This window comes from Paraburkholderia solitsugae (genome assembly GCF_013177695.1).
GTDB lineage: Bacteria > Pseudomonadota > Gammaproteobacteria > Burkholderiales > Burkholderiaceae > Paraburkholderia > Paraburkholderia solitsugae.
On sequence record NZ_WOEY01000086.1, the window covers coordinates 1 to 2,104 of the forward strand.

A 2,104-nucleotide genomic window follows, 5' to 3' on the forward strand; every position below is an offset into this window, starting at 1 on the left:
GCGCTGGGCAACTTGGTGATTGCAAAGAAGGCGTTGTTGCAATCAATGGAGAACTCCGTCTGCGGGGCGGCATAAAGCGCAAAAACAGGGGTGAAAGCCCCGCAGAAATGAAAATTCTCACTGGCTAGTGCGCAAATCCGCTGGCGGTTTACGAAAGGATCCGCATCGTGCGAACAGCGTTGCTCGATCCTGCTTTGTTCAGCGTTTCCCTAGTATCGCCCTGTGGGCAGTTTTTCCCAGTGGACGCATGGTCAGTGCGAAAGCACGCGCTTTCGTCGCCTGGGTTGAAGAGATATTCGGCGCATTCGATACAGCGGTCTGACTGGCCGAGCGCGCTGTATCGGCGAACCAGGGTGCGGCGCCAACCCGCTGATCCCTCACAGGCAGCGTGTCTTCAAATTGAAGCCTTGCCGATCGAGGCGCCACCATCGACAAACGATGTTTGACCCGTGATGAAAGCAGCATCTTCGGACAGCAGGAAAGTGTTGCCTGCAGCGATCTCGGCTTGCCCGCCCAGTCGTTCCCGACGCTTCATCGCCGGGAACGAAGCGTGGCTTAATCAAGATGCCGAGGCAATCTTCTTGCGGAGAACTGGCAGCATGTCCTGCGGCTCAGGACGGTGCGTATAGTCCGGGTTGACTTCCGAGTACAGGATCGTTCCGTCTTGCCCGATAACGTAGCGCGCCGGCATCGGCAGAGTCCAGCTGCCGTCACCGTTGAACGCCGGCAGGTCGTTTTTGAGGTTCTTGTACAGATCCACCAGATAGTCGGGCAAAGCAAAACGGATGCCGAATGCGGCTGCCACATCGTTGTGCGTGTCGCTCAGGATGGGGAAGCTCAGCTTGTTGGTGCGGACCGATTTGCGGCTGTTCACGGCATTCTGCGGTGAGATCGCGACCAGACTGGCACCTTCGGCCTTGAACGATGGCAGCGCTTCTTCAAGAGCCGTCAGCTCAAGATTGCAATACGGGCACCACACTCCACGATAGAAGCTGATCACGAGCGGCCCGCGCTTCAGTAGTTCGACAGACGACACGGGATTCCCATCCGGGTCATTGAGAGTAAATTCCGGCGCGACGTCGCCCGCTTTGAGAGCGCGTGCAGCCTGACCGGACGCCACGAGTTCGGCCGTCGCACGTTCCATGACCGGATGGATTTCCGGCGGTGCAAAGTACGGGGCTTTTCCACCTTTGAAATCGGCTTTAAATGCGTCTAGCTTGGCTTGAAGTGACATGACAATCATCCTTCCTGATGAGGTTTAACGCACATTGCGTGGTAGGGATAGTCCGCCAATGCAAACCGGCGGAGAAGACAGCACGACTGCATAACTGTCATTCCTGCTGGGCATGGGGGACGACCAGGAGAACAGAGCGGCGCGGGCAAGTGGCCGCGCGGCGCTCGTCAACGCGTGTGACCTGGGCGACGTCCGGTCTGCGGGTATCAGGAGACATTGGACATTGAGATGCCATCGGGCGCCCCTGTTCAGGTTTATACGACGCCTGCCCGCATGTACCTGTGGCGCGCGCCCTCGTAGGGATTATTCGCAGTGTACAAATCGCTGGGAAGCGCTCGCCAGTCGCCACCTGCCTGGAATGATCCTTTTGAGCACTCTCTTGATACTTCATCGACTCGGCAAGTGCAAGGAAGCACCCTAAAGTTGCGGTTCCTATCCACACATCGAAGGAGTATCAAATGAGCCGCATCTCTGTACCCGACGTCGCATCCGTTACTGGGGCTGTTGCCGAAGTCTATGCCCAGACCAGGAAAGCCACGGGTGGGGTCCTTCCGAACCTGTTTGCCGCGGTTGGCGCCCTGTCACCCGATGTTCTCAAGGTATATCTGAACGCTGAAGGGGTGCTCGGTGCAGGTTCGCTTGGCACCAAGGATCTCGAGACGATCAAGTTGGTGGTCAGCGAACTCACGGGTTGTGACTATTGTGTCGGCGCGCACGTGATGCTCGGGAAAATGGCCGGGCTCCGGAGCGTGTCAATGAGTTTGCGACACCTGGGTGTTGACATTCAGTGAGCAAGCATCAAGTTTTATACGGGTCAGGGGTTCCTTTCTTTTGGGCGGGTTGATCCAGGCGGCGACGGGCAATTCGGGT

The 2,104-nt window shown here is 57.6% G+C and carries 2 protein-coding genes and 2 pseudogenes; 2 read left to right on the forward strand and 2 right to left on the reverse strand.

Features of this window, described 5'->3' with window-relative positions; all coding sequences use genetic code 11:
• Positions 1–208 precede the first annotated feature (208 nt).
• Positions 209–322: pseudogene (locus GNZ12_RS44500) on the forward strand (LysR family transcriptional regulator); the annotation flags it as partial.
• A gap of 72 nt (positions 323–394) precedes the next feature.
• Here the strand turns inward: GNZ12_RS44500 and GNZ12_RS21815 are convergent.
• Positions 395–520 (reverse strand): annotated as a pseudogene (locus GNZ12_RS21815) (SDR family oxidoreductase); the annotation flags it as partial.
• A gap of 39 nt (positions 521–559) precedes the next feature.
• Positions 560–1,234 (reverse strand): peroxiredoxin-like family protein, encoded by a 675-nt coding sequence (locus GNZ12_RS21820; protein WP_172313541.1) that lies wholly within the window; start codon positions 1,232–1,234, stop codon positions 560–562.
• Between the two features lie 458 nt (positions 1,235–1,692).
• Here GNZ12_RS21820 and GNZ12_RS21825 point away from each other — a divergent pair, with 458 nt between their 5' ends.
• On the forward strand, positions 1,693–2,025 hold the full coding sequence (locus GNZ12_RS21825; protein WP_172313543.1) for a carboxymuconolactone decarboxylase family protein: 333 nt from the start codon (positions 1,693–1,695) through the stop codon (positions 2,023–2,025).
• Positions 2,026–2,104: the final 79 nt, after the last annotated feature.